This window comes from Bradyrhizobium tunisiense, assembly GCF_042263385.1.
Lineage (GTDB): Bacteria > Pseudomonadota > Alphaproteobacteria > Rhizobiales > Xanthobacteraceae > Bradyrhizobium > Bradyrhizobium tunisiense.
Genome location: NZ_JBHLEV010000001.1, coordinates 1,365,324 through 1,387,449, shown reverse-complemented (window position 1 = coordinate 1,387,449; position 22,126 = coordinate 1,365,324). Strand labels below are relative to the sequence as shown.

The window sequence follows — 22,126 nt, the reverse complement described above, 5'->3', positions numbered from 1 at the left end:
ACGCCCTGATGAAAGGCCGATCCGATGTCCGCCACACCACCACTCTGGACGACGTTTCTTCGTTTCCTTGCACCGCTGATGCTGGGCAACGCCCTGCAATCGCTGTTCGGCACCGTCAGCAATGTCTATCTCGGCCAGATGATCGGTATCGACGCGCTCGCCGCAGCCTCGGCCTTCTTCCCCGTGATGTTCTTCCTGTTTGCGTTCGTCATGGGCCTGAGCACCGGCGCCACGGTGTTGATCGGCCACGCCTTTGGCGCAGGCGAGCACGGCAGGATCAAGCTGGTCGTCGGCACCGCGCTCGCGATTGGACTGTTGTTCTCGATCGCGATTGCATTGATCGGCGGCATCTTCAGCCGCCAATTGATGATGGCACTCGCGACGCCCGCCGATATCCTCGACCAAGCCAGCGCCTACGCACGCGTCATGCTGCTCACCATGCCGCTCGGCTTCGTCTTCCTGCTGATGACGGCGATGGTCCGCGGCGTCGGCGATGCGCTCACGCCGCTGCTGGCGCTGGCGTTGTCGACCGCGATCGGCCTGATCCTGACGCCTCTGCTGATCCGGGGGGCGTTCGGATTGCCGGCGGCCGGCATCACCAGTCCGGCATGGGCGGCAGCAATTTCGAACGCGGTCACGCTGGTGGCGCTGGCCCTCTATCTGCGGCGGAAGCAGCACGCGCTCGCACCGGACGCGGCCCTGCTGCGTCACCTGCGGCTCGATGGCACTATGCTCGGAAAGATTCTCGGCATCGGCTTGCCGAGCGCGATCGGCATGGTGGTGATGGCGCTCGCGGAGCTGGTCCTGCTCGGCCTCGTCAACGGCTTCGGGTCGGATGCCACGGCGGCTTATGGCGCCGTCAACCAGGTGATGGGCTACACGCAGTTCACGGCGATGTCGATTTCGATCGCGGTCTCGATCCTCGGTGCGCAGGCGGTCGGCGGCGGCGACAGAGCCCGGCTCGACGGCATCGTGCGGATCGGGATCGCGTTCAACCTCGTCCTGACCGGCGGGCTCGTGGCGCTGATCTATCTCGCCCCGCGCGCCGTTCTCGGCCTCTTCATCACCGACGGCGCCGTGCTCGAACTGGCGAAAGGCCTGCTCGACATCGCCCTGTGGAGCTCCGTGCCGTTTGGCCTCGCCACGGTGTTCTCCGGGGCGATGCGCGCGGCGGGCGTCGCGTTGGCGCCGATGCTGCTCTCGATCGTCGCGATTGTCGCAATCGAGCTGCCTGCCGCCGTGTTCCTGAGCCACACGATCGGGCTTGCCGGCGTATGGGCCGCCTATCCCATCGTGTTCTGCGCCATGTTCGTTTTGCAGATGGGCTATTACTTCCTGGTGTGGCGCAAGCGCGCGATCGGCCGGCTGGTCTGACAGCTATGTATTATGACCGTCATTAAACGGTGGACCTGTGGCGTATGCTGCGCCACAATGCGCGAAAGAGAAGTCAGGGAGATCGAATTTTGACCCGCACCGCACCGCAATTCCTGTTCGATTTCGGCAGCCCGAATGCCTATCTCAGCCATCTGGCGATTCCGGCGATCGAGCAGCGCATAGGCGTCAAATTCGAGTACGTCCCGATCCTGCTCGGCGGCATCTTCAAATCGACCAACAACAAGTCGCCGGCCGAGACCCTCGCCGGCATCAAGAACAAGCGCGAATTCCACGCGGTCGAGACCGAGCGCTTCATCAAGCGCTTCAAGGTCCAGCCTTACGTCATGAATCCCTTCTTCCCCGTCAACACCCTGAACCTGATGCGCACGGCAATCGCCGCGCAGCTCGAGGGCGTGTTCGAGCCCTATGTCGAGGCGGCCTTCCATCACATGTGGCGCGAGCCGAAGAAGATGGACGACCCGGAAGTTGCGGCGAAGGCGCTGGCGTCCTCCGGCCTCGATGCGCAAAAGCTGTTCGCCCGCGCCGGGGAACCCGAGGTGAAGAGCAAGCTGATCAAGAACACCGAAGAGGCTGTGGCCCGCGGCGCATTCGGCTCGCCGACCTTCTTCGTCGGTGACGAGATGTTCTTCGGCAAGGAGCAGTTGCGCGAGGTCGAGGAAATGGTGTTGGAGAAGGGCGAATAGTGAATGGCGAATAACGAGTAGTGGAAACGTTACTCGCATTTCGTGGCGTGCTAACCTATTCGCTACTCCCTATTCGCCATTCGCGTCCGTCTGAAGAACAACAACAGTGGAGCACCCCATGCGTATCCTCGTGGTCGGCGCCGGCGCCATCGGCGGCTATTTTGGTGGCAGGCTGTTGCAGGCCGGCCGCGACGTCACCTTCCTGGTGCGGCCACGCCGCGCCGGCGAGCTTGCGAGCGACGGCCTGGTCATCAAGAGCCCGAATGGCGACGTGACCCTGAAGAATCCACCGACAGTGCAGGCCGGCGCGCTCAAGGACAAGTTCGACGTCGTGCTCCTGAGCTGCAAGGCGTTCGACCTCGACGACGCCATCAAATCGTTTGCGGCCGCCGTCGGACCGAACACCGCCATCATCCCGATGTTGAACGGCATGAAGCATCTCGACACGCTGGATGCCAAGTTCGGCAAGGAGCGCGTGCTCGGCGGACTCTGCGCCATCGCCGCGACCTTGAACGAGCAGCGCGAGGTGGTGCAGCTCCAGCCGATGCAGTCGATCAATTACGGCGAGCGGGACGGCAAGCTGTCGGACCGCGTCAAGGCCATCGACGAGGCCTTCAAGAGCGGCATCGCTGGCGCCACCGCCAGCCAGAATATCATGCAGGACATGTGGGAGAAGTGGGTATTCCTTTCTTCGCTCGCGGCGTCGACCAGCCTGATGCGTACCTCCGTCGGCAACATTCTTGCCGCCCCCGGGGGCAGGGATTTTCTGCTCGGCATGCTGGATGAGACCAGCGCGATCGCCGCCGCGTCGGGCTATACGCCGGGCGGGCCGTTCTTCGAGCGCGTCAAGGGTCTGCTCACCACCGAGGGCTCGCCGATGACCGCTTCGATGTTCCGCGACATCAAGGCGGGCCTGCCGGTCGAGGCCGATCACGTCATCGGCGATCTCGTCGCACGCGCAGATGCCGCCAAGGTGCCGGTGCCGAAGCTGCGCATCGCCTACACGCATTTGAAGGCGTATGAGAAGCAGCGGGCGGGGTAGATGGTAACCCCACATTCCGCCGTCGTGCCGGGGCGCGCATAGCGCGAACCCGGCACGACGGCGGGGGCCGCGGAGGCAGCATCACTGCTATTTCAAATGCGCGAGATAGTGCGAGACGGCGGTGATTTCCTCCTCGCTCATGTGATAGGCGACATCGGCCATCGCGGCGACGCCGCCGCCGACGCGCTGTCCCGCCTTGTAGTCTCGTAACGCCTTGACGAGATATTCCTCACGCTGCCCCGCAAGCCGCGCGACCGCCTTGGTGCCGGCATAAGTGTCCAGATGGCATGAGGCGCAGCGGCGGCCGGCGGCGACCTGCGCGCCTTTCTTCGACAGATCCGGGTCGTCGTCCTCCGGGCCCTTCGGCGGCGCCAACGAGGCGAAATAGGCGCCGAAATTGCGGATGTCCTCGTTGGTTATCTGCTCGACGATCGGCTGCATCTGGTCGTTCTTGCGCGATCCCGCGCGAAAGAACACGAGCTGCCACTGGGTGAATTGATCGGGCTGGCCCGCGAGTGAGGGGATGTTCTCCGTCTGCGAAATGCCGTTCTCGCCGTGACAGCCGGAGCAGACCGAAGCCTTCTCCTTGATCGCAGAATTGTCGGCGGCGCCTGTCGGAAGAGCTCCGAGCGCCAGGAGCGCAATCGTGCTGATTGCATGCGAGATGAACTGCCGGCGCATGATTGCGATTCCGATCTATGGGGGCGTGCGGAGCACGAGCTAAGATACGCAATTGCGCATCTGAGAATCCATAACCACGATCCGGGGTTATGGGTTCCGGACTTGCGCTGGCGCGCAATCCGGAACGACGCGTCGGCCTTGACATGAAAGAGGCTGCGTCGGTCGCCCGCTCGCAGCCTCTCCGTGACGTCGCGCTACTTCTTGCTGTAGCTGATGCGATAGATCGCGCCGGCCCAATCGTCGGCGACGAGGATCGAGCCGTCCTTGTCGAGCAGGATGTCGTTGGGGCGGCCGAGATAACCCTGGTCACCCTCGAGCCAGCCGGAGGCGAAGACCTCCCGCTTGGGGTTCTTGCCGTCAGGCCCGACGATCACGCGCACGATTCGGGCGCCCTGGTACTTGTGCCTGTTCCAGGAGCCGTGCTCGGCGATCAGGATGTTGTTCTTGTACTCGGCGGGGAATTGGTTGCCGGTGTAGAACTTCATGCCGAGCGGAGCGACATGCGCGCCGAGATTCAACACCGGCGGCGTGAACTCGGAGCACTTGTGGCCCATCGCGAACTTGTCGTCCGGCAGATTGCCCTGATGGCAATAGGGATAGCCGAAATGCTCCCCGATCCTGTTGATCATGTTGAGCTTGTCCGAGGGCAGATCATCGCTGATCCAGTCGCGGGCATTCTCGGTGAACCAGAGCTTGCCCGTGCGGGGGTCGACGTCGCCGCCGACCGAGTTGCGGACGCCGAGCGCCCAGATTTCGGCGTTGCCGGTCTTGGGATCGACGCGCCGGATCTGCGACACGCTGGTCGGCGGAATGCCGATGTTGAAGGGAGGCCCGAACGGCAGGAAGAACCAGCCTTCCTTGTCGACCGCGATGTACTTCCAGCCATGCGCGGCATAGGACGGCATGTCGTCATAGACGACCTTGCCGTCGCCGAGCTTGTCCAGATTGGCCTCCGCGTTGTCGTAGCGGATCAGCTTGTCGACGGCGATGACATAGAGCGCGCCGTCCCTGAAGGCGAGACCGGTGGGCATGTTCAGGCCCTTGAGGACGGTCTTGACTTCCTTCTTTCCGTTGTTGTCCTTGATGGCGTAGACGTTGCCGAGGCCGAACGAGCCGACGAACAGCGTACCCTTGTCACCCCAGGCCATCTGCCGCGCGGCCAGCACGCCCGAGGCATAGACCTCAATCTTGAAGCCCGCCGGCAGCTTGATCTTCTTGACGATGTTGGCCAGCTCGGCGTCGGAGGCGCCGGTCGGCGGACCCGAGGGCGGCGCAAGGCCCTTCTGCGCCTCGGTCTCGTCGCCCAGGAACCAGTCATCCGGTGGATGGGTCCAGAACTCCTTGGTGCCGGATTCGTATTTCTTCAGCGGCTTGCTCTTGTCTTGCGCATAGCCCGCGCTGGTCCCCGCAAGAAGGGCCACGGCTGCAAGCGCAAACACGGATCGATGGAACATCGATGTCATCGCGTCACTCCCCTAAGGCAGCCGTCAGGGCTGCGATTTATTTTATTTTGCTAATCGAGAGGCGAAGTTTGGGGTCTGCCGAGAAGCAGACGCAAAAAGGCTAGCACATCTGCGAGCGCTGAGAAGGGCGCCGCGTGCGCCGCGGTTGCGCTCAATAAAAATTGAGACGGAATGTCAATGAGGGCAAACGCGGCGACGGCGGCGTTCTCGCTGCAACGCGGAATCGAGGCCCCAAAGGGGCGTCAAACAAAAAATGCGAAAACAACCCCATGCAAAGCAGAACGGCTCGGGCCGGGTTGTGCGCGGTGACATTGGACAGGCATTTGATGCATCGAGCGAAATGACGAACGAGGCGCTCACGAGGCGACGGGGTAGGGTCCGTCTTCAAACGCCGTGTCATGGTAGCCCTTCGAGCCGATCTCGTGTGCCAGCGTGCTGCGAAAATCGCAGCCATCGCGCAGGCATCTCAGGACATGCGCGAAGTCGAATTCGGGCCGCCAGCCCAGCTCGCGCCGCGCACGCTCGTTGACATAGACGCGGTCGATCTCAGGGAGCAGGTTCCAGCCGCGCGCCGCGTAGAGCTCCGCGCAATCCGGATAGAGCTCGCGCACGACACGAGCCGCATCACGCGCCAGCGCGGCGAGATGGCGCGGCTCGAACGGGCTGCTCGCGGAGGCGATGTAGCGGCCAAACCCGATCTTCGGCGCGCGCTCCACGGCAAGCAGATGGGCGCTTACGGCGTCCGCGATATCCAGCCGGCGGTAGAGCAGCTCGTTGGCCTGCGCGTTGTCCAGTGCGTAAGCCGAGCGCATCGCCGGATCGTCGTCGTCCTCCGGAAAGAAGCGCGAGGTCCGCAAGACCAGGACCGGCAGCCCGCGTTCGCGGAAGAACAGCTCGCAGAGGTTTTCGGCCATCAGCTTGGTGGTGCCGTAGATGTTCTTCGGGACAGGCGGCAAATCCTCGGTGACCCACACGGCGGCCTGCCCCGCCTCGGGGCGAAGTTGCGATCCGAACGCGCTGGTGGTGCTGGTGAAGACGAAGCTCGTCACGCCGGCCGCTGCGGCCGCCTCGAGCAGATTGAGCGTGCCAGTGACGTTGGTGTCGACGAAATCCCGCTTGGAGTGGGTCGCCACATGCGGCTTGTGCAGCGTCGCGGTGTGGATCACGGTGGTGACGCCGTCCATCTGCCGCCGCACGAAGCCGGGGTCGACGATCGAGCCGACGGCATCGGTGAAGGGCGATGGCTTCAGATCGATCCCGCGCGCGGGCGACCCGCGCGTCCAAAGCTTCCGCAAAATGGCTTCGCCGAGGTGACCCGCGCTGCCCGTAACCAGAATTGTCATGTGAGACCCAAAACAGCCACCGTCGGCGTGGAGAACCACTCTTCCGTCCGGATCGGCTGGATGCTCTGGAAAAAATTGGAGCGGGCGAAGGGGCTCGAACCCTCGACCCCGACCTTGGCAAGGTCGTGCTCTACCACTGAGCTACACCCGCATCCTGTGTCGGTCGCGTGACGCGCCGGCAACGGGTGTCGTATGCCAAAAGCGGGAGGGGAATGCAACAGCTACCGGCGGCATCAATTCGCAATCGGTGGCCCCATATGGGCCCCGGATGCGACGAAATCGCCCGAAAACACGCCGGAACCGGCGAATCGCCCGCGGCGGATTGAAATTCGGCCCATTCGGCCCAATTTAGAGCCGACACCAAGCATAGGCAGCGGCGACGTGCTAAAGAGCCGCCATTCCAGGACATGACGAGGGGATCCCGTGACGATCATCGACCAGGGTAACGGAGCCGCAAACCCGGCCGCCGCCGATCTGATCAAGGACACCACCACCCAGACCTTCGTGAAGGACGTGATCGAAGAGTCGAAGCGCCAGCCGGTGCTGATCGACTTCTGGGCGGAGTGGTGCGGCCCCTGCAAGCAGCTCACCCCCCTGCTGGAAAAGGCGGTCAAGGCGGCCAAGGGCAAGGTCAAGCTGGTCAAGATGAACATCGACCAGCACCCCGCGATCCCGGGCCAGATGGGCATCCAGTCGATCCCGGCCGTGATCGCCTTCGTCAACGGCCAGCCGGCCGACGGCTTCATGGGCGCAGTGCCCGAGAGCCAGCTCAACGCCTTCATCGAAAAGCTGACCAAGGGCGTGACTGCGCCGGGCGAGCCGAATATCGCTGAAATCCTGCAGGAGGCCGAGGCCGTGCTCGCCGAGGGCGACCCCGCAGCCGCCGCGCAGATCTATGCGGAGGTGCTTCACCACGATTCGACCAATATCGCCGCGCTCGCGGGCCTTGCGAAGTGCTACGCCGTCTCCGGGGCGATGGAGCAGGCCAAGCAGACGCTGGCCATGGTGCCGGAATCCAAGCGCAGCGATCCGGCGGTGAAGGCCGTGCAGACCGCGATCGATCTCGCCGAGCAGGCCCAATCCCTGGGTCCGGTCGCGGAGCTGGAACAGAAAGTCGCCGCAAACCCGCTCGATCATCAGGCACGATTCGATCTGGCGACCGCGCTCAACGCGCAAGGCGACCGCGCTGCTGCCACCGCGCAGCTGCTCGAGATCGTCAAGCGCGACCGCAAGTGGAACGACGACGGCGCCCGCAAGCAGCTGGTGCAGTTCTTCGAGGCCTGGGGCGGCACGGATGATGCAACCGTCGAGGGACGCAAGCGCTTGTCGACGATCCTGTTTTCGTAAGGGTACTGGCAACGCCAGGGGGACCGGGCAGATGCCGATCAACATCGAATATCGCGGGCCCGCCGACCTGCCGGAGATCATTCCGGTGTTTCCGCTGCCGGGCGCACTGCTGTTGCCCCGCGGCCAGATGCCGCTCAACATCTTCGAGCCGCGCTATCTTTCGATGGTCGATGATTCCTTCCGCGACGGCCATCGCCTGATCGGCATGATCCAGCCTGACGTGGCGCACTCGCCGAAAAATTCCGACAAGCCGACGCTGTTCCGCGTCGGCTGCGTCGGGCGCATCACCCAGCTCGCCGAATCCGGCGACGGCCGCTACATCCTCGAGCTCACCGGCGTCTCGCGCTTCAAGGTGGTCGAGGAGCTGGAAGTGCTCACCGCCTACCGGCAGTGCAAGGTGGATTTCTTCGCCTTCGTCGACGACTTCACCGCCCGCATGGGCGAGGACGAGGTCGACCGCGAGGCGCTGCTGGCCGTGCTGGCAGATTTCTTGAAGGCCAACAATCTCAAGGTCGACTGGGAAGGCGTCGAAAGCGCGCCCAACGAAGCGCTCGTCAATGCCCTGGCGATGATGTCGCCCTATGGCCCTGCGGAGAAGCAGGCCATGCTGGAGGCGCACGACCTGAAGACGCGCGCCGAGATTCTGATCGCCGTCACCGAGATGGACCTCGCCAAGAAGCGCACCAGCGGCGATCCGCCGCTGCAGTGAGGGTCCATATAGTCAGGCTGCGCAGATGGCCGCTTCGACCTTGCGCTGCGCGAGCTGTGCGAGCCGCGAGGCCGGCATGGGGCGGCTGAAGTGGTAGCCCTGCGCCTCGACACAGCCCTCTTCGCGCAGAATAGCCAACTGGTCCGCGGTTTCGACGCCTTCGGCGGTCGTCGTCTTTCCGAGGCTGACGGCGAACGCAACCACGGCGCGGGCGATTCGACGCGCCTCTTCCCTCTCGCTGGCGAGCTCGCTGACGAAGCTGCGGTCGATCTTGACCTTGTCGAATGGAAATTTCTGCAGGAAGCTCAGTGACGAATAGCCCGTGCCGAAATCGTCGAGGGCAATTCGCACGCCGAGCTCACGCAACTGTTCGAGGGCTGCGAACACCGCTTCGCTGTCATGCATGATGACCGTCTCGGTGATCTCGAGCTCGAGCCTTTGCGGACCAATCCCCGAGGCCGCGAGGGCGCCGACGATGATGGAGACGAGCTCCTTGCTCCTGAACTGGGCGGGAGACAGGTTGATTGCGATCGTGAGATCGGAAGGCCAGTTGGCGGCTTCAGTGCAGGCCGTCCTCAAGACCCACTCGCCGATAGGCAGGATCAGGCCGGTTTCCTCCGCGAGCGGAATGAACTCGCCAGGCAGGACCAGACCGCGCTCGGGGTGATGCCACCGCAACAACGCCTCATAGCCGCAGATCCGTCCGCTCTCCACGCTCACGAACGGCTGGTAATGGAGCTCGAATTCGCCCCGCGCCAGCGCTTTCCGCATATCCTTTTCCAGGTTGCGCCGGACGTGGATGAGCTGGTCCAGCTCCGGCTCGAAGAAGCGGAATGCGCCGCGTCCGGCGGCCTTCGCCGCGTAGAGGGCGAGATCGGCGCTCTTGAGAATGACATCGGAATCGACGCCATCGCGTGGCGCAACGGCTATGCCGATGCTGGCTCCCACCGTGACTTGATGGTCGCCAAGATCAAAGGGCTCGCAGAGCGCCACTTTGATCGTCTCGGCGAGGGTGGCCGCCTCCACGACCGGATTCGTCACATAGTCCACGACGGCGAACTCGTCGCCGCCGAGGCGGGCAATCAACGTCGTCTCCCTGCTGCACAGGCGCAAGCGCGCCGCTACCGCGCGCAACAGCGAATCGCCCGCAGGATGTCCAAGCGTGTCGTTGACCTCCTTGAAGCGGTCGAGATCGAGCATGAGGACCGCCAGATGAAGGTCTGCCTTCCGCGTGCTGGCAAAGGCCTGATCCAGACGCGCCCTCAGCAGCACGCGATTTGGCAGCTCCGTCAACGCATCATGCTGCGCCATATGGGTGATCTTGGCTTCGGACCGGCGCTGATCGGTGACATCGAGATGTGTCGCCACCCAACCGCCGCCGGCCATCGGCTGTCTCGTCACGCAGATCAACCGGCCATCGGAGAACTCGTCGATCCGGCTCGAAACGGCATTGACCGGCAAGGCATCGAGCTTCGAGATCAGCTGTTCGGCGGCAATGTCGCTGGTATCGCCCTTGAGTGTGCCGCTGACGATGCGATGCCTGATGATGTCGCCGTGCGGCGTTCCCGCGCGCAGCAGCTCCGGCGGCAGACGGTACAGGTTGGCGTAACGCTCGTTGCAGATCACGAGCCGTTTGTCGGCGTCGAACATGCAAAGGCCCTCGACCATATGGTTGATCGCCGTATCCAGCCTGAGCGTCTGCGCCTGCAATTCGTGCTGCGAACCTTCCAGCTGCTGCCGGGCGTCGGAAAGCTGGCTGATGATCTCCTCGAATTTGGCGGTTCTGCTTGCCAGGCGGCGATCGGCCAACACGCCGATCAGGCTCATGCCCAGCACGGACAGTGCTACTCCGGCGATGGCCACAGCGAGCACGCCCGGAGACAGCGACAGGGCGTCCGTCGCACGCGCCGGATCCGGCGTGATGTGCACCGCGCCCATCGCCGTGAAATGATGCGATGTGATGGCAAGTGTCAGCAGGACTGCCGCCGCGAGCGTTCCTTGGTAGCTCCGGTACTTGATCGCGACAGCCAGGGCGGCATAGCCAAAGCAAATGCCCAGGATGATCGAGACCAGCACGAGGTCGAGCGACCATGCGATGCGGCCCGGCACTTCGAGCGCCCACATTCCGAGATAGTGCATGCTGGCAATGCCGCCGCCGACGATGATGCCGCCTGTCCCCGCGCGCCACCGGCCGGAATCACCGGCCGCAACGCCGAAGCCCCCCGACGTCAGAAGCATCGCAGTTGCCAGCGAAAGTGCCGTCAGCACGAGACCGTAGCCGGTCGCGACGCCGGGCTCGTAGGCGAGCATGGCGACGAAATGCGTCGCCCAGATTCCGTATCCGATCGCAGCGCCGGCGATCGCGATCCAGATCAGGCGCGTTCTTGCGCGCGCCGCGATCGCACGGTGGAAAATACTGACCGCGACGATGCTTGCGACGAAGCAGACCAGACCAGCGAGCAGGACCAGCCGCCAATCGTGCTCTACGGTAAGACAGGAGAAAATGCGGAACATCCAGTACCGCTCCATCGTCAATATGGTGGATCGTGGACCGGCTAAGCGTCCTTTGCGTTAATCCCGTGCAATGTCCGGTTGCATGCTTACCGGCCCGTTAATGCTTCGGATTCGATTCGAATTTGCCTGGCATTCCTATGCCTCCTATCGCAATCCCGCCCAAACTGGGCGAAGGGCGTGCAACGATCGGCAACGTATCTAGGGGCGATTGCGAATGTGCTTGCGGCCGGTGAGCATTGCGCGGATCAGATTCTCGCGCTGGAGAATCCCCATCAGCAGCACGCCAAGCACGTGCAGCAGGACCAGAACGATGACCGCATCCGACGAATAATGGTGGGTGTCCTCGACCCACCAGACGCCAAAGAACGTGACGGTCACCGACATCGCGCCCGTGATCGCCGAGACCGCGAGCGAGACCAGCAGCACGACCAGCATCACCGTGCCAGCGGGATTGAGTCCGATATAGCGGCCGGTGATGCCGCGGCGCAGATTCCAGAGATAGCTTGGCGCAGCCCGGAGCCTGACCCTGATCATGCGGAAGCGCGAATAGCGGCTTCCCCAAAGGCCCCAGGCCAGGCGGAAGGCCAGAAGTCCGAGCACGGCATAGCCGACGATGCGGTGAAGCCGATCATAGACGGTCGGCGTGAGCCACGCCATCGTCGGTGGCCCGAGGACTCGCGCACTTCCTTTAGATTGCATCGGCAGGTTCAGTATCCCGCGACCGCGAGCGCGACCACGGCGGTGAGAGCCTTCCAGCCAAAGCCGCGACCGCGCGACCACCAGGCGTTGGCGAGGGCGGCAAAGCCGTAAACAGCGACGATGGTCGCCACAATCCAGTGCCGCGCGCTCTCCGATCCCAACGTCGGTGCCGCAAGCAGCAGCACGCCGCCGCCGATCCAGGCCACCGTGCCAGCCTGCCACACCAGTCGGATCAGCATGCGCAGGCGTTCCGGGGTGATGGTCGCTTTGGCGAACACCTTGGCTTCGCCCAGCACGCCATGGATCAGGGCGACCACGATTCCTGCGACGCCGGCGCATTGCAGCAGCAGATCACGCATCAGCAGACCTCGCCTCCTTCATCCATACAGTTCTGTATGGATAGATAGGCGCTGGCCTGCCGCCTGTCAATACACTAGTGTATGGTCAGCTTGGGAACGCGACATGACCGAACAGCTCTCCGCCGACGACTGGATCAAGGAAGGTCTGAAGGCACTTGCCAAAAGCGGGTTCACGGCGCTCAAGGCCGATCCGCTGGCAAAGGCCATGGGCGTGTCGCGCGGCAGCTTCTATTGGCATTTCGCCGATCTCGGCGCGTTCCACGCGGCCGTGCTGAGGCGCTGGCGCGAGATCGCGGCGGAGCAGATCATCGCCGATGTCGAGGCCGCAAGCGACGAGCCGCTCAAGGCGCTGCTGCGCAGGTCGTTCGGCGCGCGGCTCGATCTCGAACGCGCCGTGCGCAATTGGGCAGCCTTCGATGCGGCGGCGCAAGGGGCGGTGCGCGCAATCGATCGCCGCAGGCTCGATTATATCGAAGGGCTGCTGGAAAAACGCGCGATCGCCCCGGCAACCGCGCAAGCCCGCGCACAGATCCTGTACTGGACGTTTCTCGGCTTCGCCCTCTCAGGCGCGCCGCTGCCGGCAGCTCGGCTGCAGGCCCTGATCGACGAGGTCCTGGCGATGGTCTCCGCGTAGGTGCCGGGCTTGACGTGCACCCGCGCCCATTCCGCTGGAAGTCGCTTTGGCGACCATGATGGGCGGGCGCGAATTTCTGTGTTAGAGGCAACCGATTGCCGGAGACCCCAATGAACGCGCCCACCGACCGTCCCGACGCCAGCGTCGATCCGAAATTGCTGGAGATTCTCGTCTGCCCGCTGACCAAAGGCCCGCTGGAGTTCGATGCTGCAAAGCAGGAACTGATCTCGCGCAGCGCCAAGCTCGCCTATCCGATCCGTGACGGCATCCCGATCATGCTGCCGGAAGAGGCGCGCAAGATCGATTGAGGGGAGATCCTGTTTGCGCGATGACGGAGCAACAATCTCGGTGTCGTCATCGCGCCCCGGGACGACAGGAGAATTGCCGCCTACAGCGCCTCGCCCTTCAATAGCCGCGGCACCTCGCCTGTGAGCCCGGCGGCCTGGCGGATGAAGAGGTTCTTCAGCGGCGGGGCGCGGTCGACCAGGCCTAGGCCAATGTCGCGGACGGTGCGCAGCAGCGTCGACTGGTTGGAGAACAGGAAGTTCAGCGAATTGGTGGCAACGCCCATCGCCATGGTGTCGAAGCGGCGCCAGCGCTGGTAGCGTTCGAGCACGTCGGCTCCGCCGATATCCATGCCGAGCCGCGCGGCATCGACGACGACTTCGGCCAGCGCGGCGACATCCTTCAAGCCCATATTGAGACCCTGGCCCGCAATGGGGTGGATGACATGGGCGGCATCGCCGACCAGCGCGAGGCGGGTGGCGATGAAGGAGCGCGCGACGAAATAGGACAGCGGAAACGCGCGCGGCTTGTCGAGCGCCTTCACCTCGCCCAGATGCAGGCCGAAACGCTGCTCGAGCTCGGCGTGAAATTCCTCGTCGCTGAGCGCAACGATGCGCGCGGCCTCGGCGCGGCCCTCGGTCCATACCAGCGAGGAGCGTTTTCCCGAGAGCGGCAGGATCGCGAAGGGGCCTGCGGGGAGAAAATGTTCTTCGGCGCGGCCCTCGTGGTCGCGCTCATGGCCGACGGTGACGACGATGCCGGCTTGGTCATACTCCCAGCCATGGGTCACGATGCCGGCGCGCTCGCGCAGTCTCGACCGCGCGCCGTCGGCGGCAACCAAGAGACTGGCGGCGATCATGCTGCCGTCACCGAGCGTCACATCGATGCCCTCGGAACGCGCGTCGTAGGAGGTCACCGCGGTGGCGCGAAGGTCGATGCCCTCGGCTTCGGCGCGCGCCGCCAGCGCATCGATCAGGCGTCGGTTCTCGACCATATGCGCAAAGGGTTCGCCCGGCGCGACATCGCCGGCAAAATTGAGGAACACCGGACGGGTGGCGTCCTCCAGCTTGGAATCGGTGACGACCATGTCGAGGATCGGCTGCGCCTCGCTCCTGACGTCGTCCCAGGCGCCGATGACCTCGAACAGGCGGCGGCAGGCGGCGACGATCGCGGTGGCGCGGGGGTCGCGGCTCGGCCGGGTGCCGAGCGCGGGATCGGCGACGATGACGGGAATCTCGGGCCCGAGCCCCTGTCGCAGCGCCAGCGCCAGCGCCAGCCCTGCGAACGCGCCGCCACCAATGACAATGCTACCCTGTACCGACATACCAAGCTTCCCGGCCAAATCCTGGTCTTGCTAGCAGACTTGAGGTGGGCGAAACAGTGCGGTGAAACGAGGGCGGAACGGCCTCGTTCCCGTCATTCCGGGGCGCGCAAAGCGCGATGCCCTGCAATGACGAGACAATTGAAAGCACCGTCATGTCCAAAAGCCTGATCGACCTCATTTCGATCCTCGACCTCGAACAGCTCGAGGTGAACCTGTTCCGCGGCAACAGCCCGAAGACGAGCTGGCAGCGGGTGTTCGGCGGCCAGGTGATCGGACAGGCGATGGTTGCGGCCTGCCGCACGGTCGAGGGGCGGCTGCCGCATTCCCTGCATTGTTATTTCGTGCTGCCGGGTGATCCGCAGATCCCGATCATCTACCAGGTCGAGCGCCTGCGCGACGGCAAGAGCTACTCGACACGCCGCGTCACGGCGATCCAGCACGGCAATGCGATCTTCTCGATCATGGTGTCGTTCCACGCCGAGGAAGAGAGTGCGTTCGACCATCAGGACAGGATGCCTGACGTGCCGCCGCCGGAAAAACTCACGGCGGAGGAGGTGGCGAAGCAGCCGATGTTCCGGGAGATGCCGGACTTCATCCGCCGCTACTATGAATCCGATCGCCCGATCGAGCTGCGCCCGGTCGAGCTCGGCCGTTACTTCGGCCAGAAGATCGACGATGGCCGCATTCACGTCTGGATCAAGACCGCCGCGACGCTGCCCGACGATCCGGCGCTGCACATGTGCGCGCTCGCCTACGCCTCCGACTTTTCGCTGCTGGATGCGATCATGGCGCGCTATGGCCGCACGCTATTCGACAAGCGCATGATGCCTGCGAGCCTCGACCACGCGATGTGGTTTCACCGTCCGTTCCGCGCCGACGAATGGCTGCTCTACGCGCAGGACTCGCCGAGCGCGCGCGGCGGCCGCGGCCTCACCCGCGGCTCCATCTTCAAGCCGGACGGCACCCTGGTCGCCTCCGTCGCGCAGGAAGGCTCCGTGCGCGAGCGGAAGGGATAATCGCCTCGAACGCGATGTATCGCGTTCGAGGCTTTCCGGATCATGCGCCCTGCGACCCGCGCGGAGCCAGCTCCGTCTGCGACGCGAACCAGTTCATGATCCAGCGATACACCCACGGAATCGGGATGATCAGGCTGCACAGCAGCGCAGCGACGATGCCGCGCCAGAGGATGCCGAGGCCGCTGCCCTTGAAGACGATCTCGCGCCGCGTGCCTTCGATGCTGCGGCAGAACCAGCGCATCTGTGCCGCGGCGACCCAGGCCCATCCGATGATAGTGATGATCGAGATCGCGAACAGCAGGCTCCAGCCGATATAGGCCCAGATCGAGCCCGTGAAGCTCAAGCCCAGCAGCTGTCCGTTGGAAGCAAGATTCGCGACCAACCATTTGATCAGGAGCCAGTAGAGAACGATCTGCACGATGAACAACAGATTGCTCAGGATCTCGCTGCCGACGAAGGCGATCGCGATGGCCAGAACGATGAAGCCGAAATACCAGGGCACCAGCGTCATCGCGCTGCCGGCGAAGGTGAGGTTCGGCCGGCCCGGGACCTTCACACAGGACACGATCCATTTCGTGTACCAGACGAACGCCCACGGCGCCGGGATGATGAAGATCATTCCGATCAGCAGGACGATGCTGCGCCAGGTGAACTCGAGAATGCCGAAATCGACCGCCAGCGATCCTGCGCTGCCAGCCGCAGCGTAGCCGCCGGCGCCACCGTAGCCGCTTCCGCCCATCATGGGCGGGCCGCCCGCCGGCATCATCGGCGGCGCGCCGCCACCCCCGACCAGGCCAGGGATTTCGGCGGCCTTCTGCCAGCCGGCCATGCCCTCGGTCCACACCAGGGTATCCGGGCGCACGACGCCTTGGGCGACGAGGTCGCGGAATTGCCCCTCCGGAAAGGGCCCCTGCTGCTTGCCCTCGGATGCGTAGAACCAGCTCGCCATGTACCGTCCCCCTCGAACATACTTATGTACGGGCGCGGATGCTTGGGTTCACCGCATCCATGCCAAAAATGCATTGTGAAGGATGAACGGCTGCCCTGTACAGAGGCGCCCGTTCACATGGACAAACGTTTTTCCGCTTCAACCTGCAACTTTTTTATGCCATTTGCCCGGAAAGATGCCAGATTGACGCTGCGCCGGAGACATGCGGCGCGGCGCATCCCGGGGAATAGGCCTGACCATGAAGCTCGTCGTCGCTATCATCAAACCCTTCAAGCTCGACGAGGTCCGCCAGGCCCTGACGGCGATCGGCGTCCACGGCATGACTGTGACCGAGGTGAAGGGCTATGGCCGCCAGAAGGGCCACACCGAGATCTATCGCGGCGCCGAATATGTCGTGAACTTCCTGCCCAAGCTGCGCATCGAGATCGCGGTCGCCTCCGACATCGCCGACAAGGCCGTGGGTGTGATCACCGCCTCTGCGCGCACCGGCCAGATCGGCGACGGCAAGATCTTCGTCACGCCGATCGACCACGCGCTGCGCATCCGCACCGGCGAAACCGACAGCGACGCGCTCTAGATTTTGTCTTGACGCGTTTTCTTGACGCGAACCGGTATCCACTTCGCTTGAAGACGCTCTGACCGAACAAATTCTTCATCGATCGCACCGGGCAACGAGGCCATAGCGTGCGACGTAATTTCTATGCTGGGGGAAACGAGATGGCGGGATTGTTGCGCCGCGCGGCGTCTATCGCTGCGCCGATCGGGTTTGCGTCGATCACGACATCGTCGGCGCAGGCCGCAGGCTCCGAGATCAACTCCGCCGACACCGCCTGGATGATCGTCGCCACCGCGCTGGTGCTGATGATGACGATCCCGGGCCTCGCGCTGTTCTACTCCGGCATGGTGCGCAAGAAGAACGTGCTCGCCACCATGGCGCAGAGCCTCTCCGCGGTGGCGATGATCTCCGTTCTCTGGGTCGCATTCGGCTATTCGCTCTGCTTCGTCGGCGACGGTCCGTGGATCGGCACGCTCGACCGCTGGTTTCTCGCCGGCATGACCATGGACAGCGTCAATCCGGCGGCGAAGACCATCCCCGAAGCGCTTTTCATGCTGTACCAGATGACGTTTGCCATCATCACGGTGGCGCTGGTCGCAGGCTCGGTCGCCGACCGGATGCGGTTCTCCGCCTATCTCCTGTTCTCCGTCGCCTGGTTCATCTTCGTCTACATTCCGCTGGCGCATTGGGTCTGGGGCGGCGGCTTCCTGAACAGCATGGGCGTGCTCGACTTCGCCGGCGGTCTCGTGGTGCATCTGTCGGCCGGGGCCAGCGGCCTCATTGCGGCGAAGGTGATGGGCCGCCGCCAGGGCTACGGCAGCGAAAATCTATCGCCTTTCGATCTGTCGCTCGCGGTGATGGGCACCGGCCTGTTGTGGGTCGGCTGGTTCGGCTTCAACGGCGGCTCGGCCGGCGCGGCCAATTCGCGCGCGGTGATGGCGATCATCGCGACCCATCTCGCCGCCTGCGCCGGCGCGCTGACCTGGGCCGCGATCGAATGGTCGACCCGGCGCAAGCCCTCCGTGCTCGGCATGATCTCCGGCGCGGTCGCGGGCCTCGGCACCATCACGCCGGCCTCCGGATTCGTGGCGCCCTGGCACGGCATCGTCATCGGCATCATTGCCGGTGCCGTGTGCTATTGGGCCTGCACCTGGCTGAAGCACCGCTTCAACTATGATGATTCGCTCGACGTGTTCGGCGTCCACGGCATCGGCGGCCTGACCGGGACCCTGCTCGCCGGCGTGTTCGCGACCAGCGCCATCGGGGGCACCGCCGGCCTGTTCGAGGGCCATCCGCAGCAGCTCCTGATCCAGTTCTATGGCGTCGCCGTCACCTTCGTCTGGTCGGCAGGCGTGAGCTTCATCCTGCTCAAGCTGGTCGGCCTGTTCGTGCCCTTGCGCGTATCCCGTGAGCACGAGCTCGAGGGGCTGGATATTTCGCAGCACGGCGAAGCCTTGCAATAGAGCGCCGGCGCTACGTAATTACCTCTGGTCTGCCCGACGCATGAGCAACATTGTGTCGGCAGCCTGTCGTGCTCGCGTTTTGAGCAGGCCTGACCACGTTTTGGGCGCGACGGAATAGCGCACCGCACCGCAATACCCGTCAAACGCGAAAACCCCCGTCTTCATAGTCCGTTAGGCAACACGCCTGATCTGGCACGGCATTTGATTCTATGGGTCCCGGCTGTGCCCGCGTAGTGAACTTTCTCCCTCGTGGCGAACCAGTCGAGAACGCCCGGCCATGTCCGGACCGGGCCCAAGCGGGGATAGGACCCATGAAAATTGTTATGGCGATTATTAAGCCATTCAAGCTGGAAGAAGTCCGGGACGCCCTGACCGCCATCGGCGTTCACGGTCTCACGGTGACGGAAGTCAAGGGATATGGCCGCCAGAAGGGTCATACGGAAATCTATCGCGGCGCCGAATATGCCGTGAGCTTCCTGCCCAAGATCAAGATCGAGGTCGCTGTCGCCTCCGACCAGGTCGACAAGACCATCGACGCCATCACGTCTGCCGCGAAAACCGGACAGATCGGCGACGGCAAGATCTTCGTCATCAACCTCGACCACGCGGTGCGCATCCGCACCGGCGAGGCCGATGCCGCGGCCCTCTGATTTCGCGCTCAACCTTATCCAATTCAGGAGTGAATAATATGACGTTTAAGCGTCCCTATGGCGCGGGATTGGCGGCTCTTGCAGTCGGCCTGTTCGCTGCGACCGCAGCCTACGCCGAGCCAACGGTCAACAAGGGAGACAACGCCTGGATGATGACATCGACAGTGCTCGTGCTGTTGATGACGATCCCCGGCCTTGCGCTGTTCTATGGCGGTCTCGTCCGCTCCAAGAACATGCTCTCCGTCCTGATGCAGGTGTTCTACACCGTCTGCGTCGTCACCGTGATCTGGGCCGTGTACGGCTACAGCCTCACCTTCACCGGCGGCTCCGACTTCATCGGCGGCTTCTCCAAGGCCTTCATGATGGGCGTGACCACCGATACGAAGGCCGCGACCTTCTCGGTCGACGCCAACATCTCGGAGCTCATCTATGTCTGCTTCCAGATGACCTTCGCGGCGATCACGCCCGCCCTCATCGTCGGCGCTTTTGCCGAGCGCATGAAGTTCGCGGCGATCGCGCTGTTCGTCCCGCTCTGGGTCACGCTGGTCTACTTCCCGATCGCGCACATGGTCTGGTACTGGCAGGGTCCGGATCTGCTCCAGGACGCCGCCAAGGCGCTCGCTGCTGCAACTGACGCGGCGGCAAAGACCGCGGCGCAGGCCAAGCTCGACGAGCTCAACGCCGACGCCGGCTGGATCTTCAAGATGGGCGCGATCGACTTCGCGGGCGGCACCGTGGTGCACATCAACGCGGGTATCGCAGGCCTCATCGGCGCCCTCCTGATCGGCAAGCGTGTCGGTTACGGCAAGGAGCTGATGGCCCCGCACTCGCTGACCATGTCGATGATCGGCGCCTCGCTGCTCTGGGTCGGCTGGTTCGGCTTCAACGCCGGCTCCAACCTGGAAGCCAGCGGCGGCGCTGCGCTCGCCATGACCAACTCCTTCGTCGCCACCGCAGCCGCCGCGCTGTCGTGGATGTTCGCGGAGTGGATCATCAAGGGCCATCCGTCGGTGCTTGGCGTCATTTCCGGCGCCGTCGCGGGTCTCGTGGCCGTCACGCCTGCCGCCGGTTTCTCCGGCGTGATGGGCGCGATCGTCCTCGGCCTCGTTGTCGGCGTGGTCTGCCTGTTCTTCTGCACCGTCGTGAAGAACGCGCTCGGCTACGATGACTCGCTCGACGTGTTCGGCGTGCACTGCGTCGGCGGCATCGTCGGCGCCATCGGCACCGGCATTCTCGTCAACCCCGCTCTCGGCGGCGCCGGCATCGTCGACTACACCGCGATCCCGCCGAAGGTCGCCGATTACGACTTCGCCGTGCAGATGATGGCCCAGATCAAGGCCGTCGCCACCACGCTGGTGTGGTCGGGCATCGGTTCGGCGATCCTCTACAAGGTCGTCGACGTGATCGTCGGACTGCGCACCAATGTCGAGAGCGAGCGTGAAGGTCTCGACATCACCGAGCACACCGAGCGCGCCTACAACATGTAAGTCTCCTCCCGGGCGCGGTCTCCCCGGAGACCGCGTCCACAACTACGGTCCGGGCACATACCCGGCAATGCCCTGACCGTTGAGGGGCTCCAGCGCAAGCTGGAGCCCCTTTCTTTCGATCGGGTCCCGGCAAGACAAGTCGCCACCCGTCCCGTTGTCATCCGGCCTCGATATTCCTGCTCTGGACGGGGGCGGCGGCCGATGGTTAATCGCGTCTTAACCTCGCCCTATCTATGGTGAAGTGAACCGCTTCCCGCCGGTGCCTTGGTGCAACCGGCAGTTCCAAGAGTGCTGGCGCCCAGAATGGCTATGACCGCTTCATCCCGCGCGCCGCAGGCCGGTGGAAGCTCCGATACCGAACGCTCGCCCTTCGTCCGGCTGAACGAGCTGCTGGCGCCGCACCAGCCCGGCAAGCCCTTGATTTCGCTCGCCGTCGGTGAACCGCAGCATCCCGTGCCTGATTTCGTCGGCCCGGTGCTGGCCAGGCACATCGCCGATTTCGGCCGCTATCCGATGAACCAGGGGACCGATCCGTTCCGTCAGGCGGCCAGCACCTGGCTGTCGTCGCGATTCAAGCTGCCGCGGCCGCTCGACCCCAAAAGCGAGATTCTCGTCCTCAATGGCAGCCGCGAGGGGCTGTTCCTCGCCGCGATCGCCGCAAAGCGTTACGTCGGCCCGCGTCCCGGCAAGCCCGCGATCCTGATGCCGAACCCGTTCTATCCGGTCTATGGCGCCGGCGCCTTTGCTGCGGGCTGCGAGCCGGTCCATCTGCCGACGACGGTCGAAAACGGTTTCCTGCCCGATCTCGACGCCATCGACGAAGCGACGCTGGCGCGCACCGTGGCGTTCTATCTGGCCTCGCCCGCCAATCCGCAGGGCTCGGTCGCCTCGCGCGATTATTTCACGCGCCTGAAAAGCCTCGCCGATCGCTACGGTTTCATGATCCTCAGCGACGAGTGCTATTCGGAGATCTACACCCGCGAAGCACCGGGCAGTGCGCTCGAATGCGCGGGTGCGGATTTCACCCGCGTGGCCGCGTTCCAGTCGCTGTCGAAGCGCTCGAACCTGCCGGGCCTGCGTGTCGGCTTCGCCGCCGGCGACAAGACGTTCATCGGGATGTTCCTGGAGCTGCGCAACATCGCCGCTCCCCAGGTGCCGGTGCCGCTCCAGCACGTCGCGACCTTTGCCTATGGCGACGAAGCGCATGTCGAGGAGAACCGCAGGCTTTACCGGATCAAGTTCGATCTCGCCGACCAGATCATCGGCAATCGCTACTTCTATCGCCGGCCCGATGCCGGCTTCTGCGTCTGGCTCAACACGTCCGCGATCGGCGACGACGTGTCGGTGTGTCTGAAGCTCTTCAAGGAAGCGGGCGTGCGTGTGGTGCCCGGCAGCTTTCTGGCGCGGCAGCAGCCTGACGGATTCAATCCCGGCGCGGGCTACATTCGCCTTGCGCTGGTGCAGGATGGCGAGACCACGGCGCAGGCGCTGCACCGCCTGGTCGAGACTCTGGGTTAGGCGGGGCCC

The 22,126-nt window shown here is 64.2% G+C and carries 21 protein-coding genes and 1 tRNA gene; 13 read left to right on the top strand and 9 right to left on the bottom strand.

Features of this window, described 5'->3' with window-relative positions; translation table 11 throughout:
- The first annotated feature begins 24 nt into the window (after positions 1 to 24).
- From ACFDR6_RS06515 to panE, 3 genes are all read left to right on the top strand, one after another.
- Positions 25 to 1,374: an MATE family efflux transporter gene (locus ACFDR6_RS06515; RefSeq protein WP_375857783.1), complete on the top strand. Its 1,350-nt coding sequence runs from the start codon at positions 25 to 27 to the stop codon at positions 1,372 to 1,374.
- Between the two features lie 89 nt (positions 1,375 to 1,463).
- Entirely contained in the window at positions 1,464 to 2,078 is a 615-nt protein-coding gene (locus ACFDR6_RS06510) for a 2-hydroxychromene-2-carboxylate isomerase (protein ID WP_375857782.1), read from the top strand.
- 118 nt (positions 2,079 to 2,196) lie between these two features.
- Positions 2,197 to 3,120 carry a 2-dehydropantoate 2-reductase gene (panE, locus tag ACFDR6_RS06505; RefSeq protein WP_375857781.1) on the top strand — a complete coding sequence of 308 codons (924 nt, stop codon included), beginning with the start codon at positions 2,197 to 2,199 and terminating at the stop codon, positions 3,118 to 3,120.
- 87 nt (positions 3,121 to 3,207) lie between these two features.
- Here the strand turns inward: panE and ACFDR6_RS06500 are convergent, their stop codons facing one another.
- From ACFDR6_RS06500 to ACFDR6_RS06485, 4 genes are all read right to left on the bottom strand, one after another.
- Positions 3,208 to 3,801 (bottom strand): c-type cytochrome, encoded by a 594-nt coding sequence (locus ACFDR6_RS06500; protein ID WP_375857780.1) that lies wholly within the window; start codon positions 3,799 to 3,801, stop codon positions 3,208 to 3,210.
- A 194-nt stretch (positions 3,802 to 3,995) separates the two neighbouring features.
- Positions 3,996 to 5,264 (bottom strand): PQQ-dependent sugar dehydrogenase, encoded by a 1,269-nt coding sequence (locus ACFDR6_RS06495; RefSeq protein ID WP_317241799.1) that lies wholly within the window; start codon positions 5,262 to 5,264, stop codon positions 3,996 to 3,998.
- A 356-nt stretch (positions 5,265 to 5,620) separates the two neighbouring features.
- The gene (locus tag ACFDR6_RS06490) at positions 5,621 to 6,607 is read right to left on the bottom strand and encodes an NAD-dependent epimerase/dehydratase family protein (protein WP_375857779.1); all 987 of its coding nucleotides are present in this window, start codon (positions 6,605 to 6,607) and stop codon (positions 5,621 to 5,623) included.
- Positions 6,608 to 6,683: 76 nt separating this feature from the next.
- Positions 6,684 to 6,758, bottom strand: a tRNA-Gly gene (locus ACFDR6_RS06485).
- Positions 6,759 to 7,030: 272 nt separating this feature from the next.
- Between ACFDR6_RS06485 and trxA the strand changes: the two genes are divergently transcribed.
- The gene (trxA, locus tag ACFDR6_RS06480) at positions 7,031 to 7,954 is read left to right on the top strand and encodes a thioredoxin (RefSeq protein ID WP_212082670.1); all 924 of its coding nucleotides are present in this window, start codon (positions 7,031 to 7,033) and stop codon (positions 7,952 to 7,954) included.
- 31 nt (positions 7,955 to 7,985) lie between these two features.
- Positions 7,986 to 8,663, top strand: coding sequence for an LON peptidase substrate-binding domain-containing protein (locus ACFDR6_RS06475; RefSeq protein WP_212082672.1), 678 nt, complete (start codon positions 7,986 to 7,988; stop codon positions 8,661 to 8,663).
- Positions 8,664 to 8,675: 12 nt separating this feature from the next.
- Here ACFDR6_RS06475 and ACFDR6_RS06470 read toward each other — a convergent pair whose 3' ends face one another.
- From ACFDR6_RS06470 to ACFDR6_RS06460, 3 genes are all read right to left on the bottom strand, one after another.
- A complete protein-coding gene (locus ACFDR6_RS06470; protein WP_375857778.1) occupies positions 8,676 to 11,177 on the bottom strand; it encodes an EAL domain-containing protein in 2,502 nt (833 codons plus the stop codon).
- A 198-nt stretch (positions 11,178 to 11,375) separates the two neighbouring features.
- Positions 11,376 to 11,834 carry a cytochrome b/b6 domain-containing protein gene (locus ACFDR6_RS06465; RefSeq protein WP_317241796.1) on the bottom strand — a complete coding sequence of 153 codons (459 nt, stop codon included), beginning with the start codon at positions 11,832 to 11,834 and terminating at the stop codon, positions 11,376 to 11,378.
- 50 nt (positions 11,835 to 11,884) lie between these two features.
- A complete protein-coding gene (locus ACFDR6_RS06460) occupies positions 11,885 to 12,235 on the bottom strand; it encodes a hypothetical protein (RefSeq protein WP_212082681.1) in 351 nt (116 codons plus the stop codon).
- A 103-nt stretch (positions 12,236 to 12,338) separates the two neighbouring features.
- Here ACFDR6_RS06460 and ACFDR6_RS06455 point away from each other — a divergent pair, with 103 nt between their 5' ends.
- Both ACFDR6_RS06455 and ACFDR6_RS06450 read left to right on the top strand, forming a co-directional pair.
- On the top strand, positions 12,339 to 12,869 hold the full coding sequence (locus ACFDR6_RS06455; protein ID WP_212082683.1) for a TetR/AcrR family transcriptional regulator: 531 nt from the start codon (positions 12,339 to 12,341) through the stop codon (positions 12,867 to 12,869).
- A gap of 110 nt (positions 12,870 to 12,979) precedes the next feature.
- Entirely contained in the window at positions 12,980 to 13,177 is a 198-nt protein-coding gene (locus ACFDR6_RS06450; protein WP_212082685.1) for a Trm112 family protein, read from the top strand.
- Between the two features lie 80 nt (positions 13,178 to 13,257).
- Here the strand turns inward: ACFDR6_RS06450 and ACFDR6_RS06445 are convergent, their stop codons facing one another.
- On the bottom strand, positions 13,258 to 14,478 hold the full coding sequence (locus ACFDR6_RS06445; RefSeq protein WP_212082688.1) for a ubiquinone biosynthesis hydroxylase: 1,221 nt from the start codon (positions 14,476 to 14,478) through the stop codon (positions 13,258 to 13,260).
- Between the two features lie 152 nt (positions 14,479 to 14,630).
- Here ACFDR6_RS06445 and tesB point away from each other — a divergent pair, with 152 nt between their 5' ends.
- Complete coding sequence (gene tesB, locus ACFDR6_RS06440; RefSeq protein ID WP_212082690.1) at positions 14,631 to 15,494, top strand: acyl-CoA thioesterase II; 864 nt, start codon at positions 14,631 to 14,633, stop codon at positions 15,492 to 15,494.
- A 40-nt stretch (positions 15,495 to 15,534) separates the two neighbouring features.
- Here tesB and ACFDR6_RS06435 read toward each other — a convergent pair whose 3' ends face one another.
- Positions 15,535 to 16,443, bottom strand: a complete 909-nt coding sequence (locus ACFDR6_RS06435) for a DUF4339 domain-containing protein (protein WP_212082692.1) — start codon at positions 16,441 to 16,443, stop codon at positions 15,535 to 15,537.
- Positions 16,444 to 16,681: 238 nt separating this feature from the next.
- Between ACFDR6_RS06435 and ACFDR6_RS06430 the strand changes: the two genes are divergently transcribed.
- The 5 genes from ACFDR6_RS06430 to ACFDR6_RS06410 all read left to right on the top strand — a co-directional run bounded on the left by ACFDR6_RS06430 (position 16,682) and on the right by ACFDR6_RS06410 (position 22,117).
- Complete coding sequence (locus tag ACFDR6_RS06430; RefSeq protein WP_027535359.1) at positions 16,682 to 17,020, top strand: P-II family nitrogen regulator; 339 nt, start codon at positions 16,682 to 16,684, stop codon at positions 17,018 to 17,020.
- A 140-nt stretch (positions 17,021 to 17,160) separates the two neighbouring features.
- The gene (locus ACFDR6_RS06425) at positions 17,161 to 18,462 is read left to right on the top strand and encodes an ammonium transporter (protein WP_212082694.1); all 1,302 of its coding nucleotides are present in this window, start codon (positions 17,161 to 17,163) and stop codon (positions 18,460 to 18,462) included.
- A 311-nt stretch (positions 18,463 to 18,773) separates the two neighbouring features.
- Positions 18,774 to 19,112 (top strand): P-II family nitrogen regulator, encoded by a 339-nt coding sequence (locus ACFDR6_RS06420; protein ID WP_008142813.1) that lies wholly within the window; start codon positions 18,774 to 18,776, stop codon positions 19,110 to 19,112.
- A 38-nt stretch (positions 19,113 to 19,150) separates the two neighbouring features.
- Positions 19,151 to 20,599 carry an ammonium transporter gene (locus ACFDR6_RS06415; RefSeq protein ID WP_212082697.1) on the top strand — a complete coding sequence of 483 codons (1,449 nt, stop codon included), beginning with the start codon at positions 19,151 to 19,153 and terminating at the stop codon, positions 20,597 to 20,599.
- Between the two features lie 303 nt (positions 20,600 to 20,902).
- Complete coding sequence (locus tag ACFDR6_RS06410; protein ID WP_212082700.1) at positions 20,903 to 22,117, top strand: aminotransferase class I/II-fold pyridoxal phosphate-dependent enzyme; 1,215 nt, start codon at positions 20,903 to 20,905, stop codon at positions 22,115 to 22,117.
- Positions 22,118 to 22,126: the final 9 nt, after the last annotated feature.

Excerpts from the sequence above, each read along its gene's own strand:
- ACFDR6_RS06515 (WP_375857783.1), top strand. The coding sequence starts at position 25 with ATGTCCGCCACACCACCACTCTGGACGACGTTTCTTCGTTTCCTTGCA.
- panE (WP_375857781.1), top strand. The coding sequence starts at position 2,197 with ATGCGTATCCTCGTGGTCGGCGCCGGCGCCATCGGCGGCTATTTTGGT.
- ACFDR6_RS06500 (WP_375857780.1), bottom strand. The coding sequence starts at position 3,801 with ATGCGCCGGCAGTTCATCTCGCATGCAATCAGCACGATTGCGCTCCTG.
- ACFDR6_RS06495 (WP_317241799.1), bottom strand. The coding sequence starts at position 5,264 with ATGACATCGATGTTCCATCGATCCGTGTTTGCGCTTGCAGCCGTGGCC.
- ACFDR6_RS06490 (WP_375857779.1), bottom strand. The coding sequence starts at position 6,607 with ATGACAATTCTGGTTACGGGCAGCGCGGGTCACCTCGGCGAAGCCATT.
- ACFDR6_RS06475 (WP_212082672.1), top strand. The coding sequence starts at position 7,986 with ATGCCGATCAACATCGAATATCGCGGGCCCGCCGACCTGCCGGAGATC.
- ACFDR6_RS06470 (WP_375857778.1), bottom strand. The coding sequence starts at position 11,177 with ATGTTCCGCATTTTCTCCTGTCTTACCGTAGAGCACGATTGGCGGCTG.
- ACFDR6_RS06465 (WP_317241796.1), bottom strand. The coding sequence starts at position 11,834 with ATGGCGTGGCTCACGCCGACCGTCTATGATCGGCTTCACCGCATCGTC.
- ACFDR6_RS06460 (WP_212082681.1), bottom strand. The coding sequence starts at position 12,235 with ATGCGTGATCTGCTGCTGCAATGCGCCGGCGTCGCAGGAATCGTGGTC.
- ACFDR6_RS06455 (WP_212082683.1), top strand. The coding sequence starts at position 12,339 with ATGACCGAACAGCTCTCCGCCGACGACTGGATCAAGGAAGGTCTGAAG.
- ACFDR6_RS06450 (WP_212082685.1), top strand. The coding sequence starts at position 12,980 with ATGAACGCGCCCACCGACCGTCCCGACGCCAGCGTCGATCCGAAATTG.
- ACFDR6_RS06445 (WP_212082688.1), bottom strand. The coding sequence starts at position 14,478 with ATGTCGGTACAGGGTAGCATTGTCATTGGTGGCGGCGCGTTCGCAGGG.
- tesB (WP_212082690.1), top strand. The coding sequence starts at position 14,631 with ATGTCCAAAAGCCTGATCGACCTCATTTCGATCCTCGACCTCGAACAG.
- ACFDR6_RS06435 (WP_212082692.1), bottom strand. The coding sequence starts at position 16,443 with ATGGCGAGCTGGTTCTACGCATCCGAGGGCAAGCAGCAGGGGCCCTTT.
- ACFDR6_RS06430 (WP_027535359.1), top strand. The coding sequence starts at position 16,682 with ATGAAGCTCGTCGTCGCTATCATCAAACCCTTCAAGCTCGACGAGGTC.
- ACFDR6_RS06425 (WP_212082694.1), top strand. The coding sequence starts at position 17,161 with ATGGCGGGATTGTTGCGCCGCGCGGCGTCTATCGCTGCGCCGATCGGG.
- ACFDR6_RS06420 (WP_008142813.1), top strand. The coding sequence starts at position 18,774 with ATGAAAATTGTTATGGCGATTATTAAGCCATTCAAGCTGGAAGAAGTC.
- ACFDR6_RS06415 (WP_212082697.1), top strand. The coding sequence starts at position 19,151 with ATGACGTTTAAGCGTCCCTATGGCGCGGGATTGGCGGCTCTTGCAGTC.
- ACFDR6_RS06410 (WP_212082700.1), top strand. The coding sequence starts at position 20,903 with ATGGCTATGACCGCTTCATCCCGCGCGCCGCAGGCCGGTGGAAGCTCC.